Annotated in this window: 1 pseudogene; it reads right to left on the minus strand. The window is 53.9% G+C overall.

The annotated features are described in order from the left end of the window. A pseudogene (locus tag AAC854_RS23400) lies at window positions 1-323 on the minus strand (DUF927 domain-containing protein); the annotation flags it as partial.

Genomic DNA, 323 nt, shown 5'->3' on the forward strand with positions numbered 1-323 from the left:
GACCACATAACCAGCAATGGCGGATGTGCCACCACTGAACGCGACAGGCATATAAGGCTGACCGATGATTTCACCGTCCGGCATCACATAAGCCCCGCAGTGCCAGCCTGCTTTCTGGGTCACCACCCATTCACAGCGATCACCACTGCGTTGCAGATGTTCAGCCAAAACAGGCAACAGGCTGTTTTTTACGGTGATGTTCATTCCCCGCGAGCGCAATCTTGCCCAGCCAACCGGCATCCCGATTTCACGGCGGGGAAACGCCTCAACGATACATTTCCCTGAACCTTCCTGAAGCAACTTAATAATGAGATAGCCTTCGC

It is taken from the genome of Xenorhabdus entomophaga, assembly GCF_037996725.1.
GTDB classification, from domain to species: domain Bacteria; phylum Pseudomonadota; class Gammaproteobacteria; order Enterobacterales; family Enterobacteriaceae; genus Xenorhabdus; species Xenorhabdus khoisanae.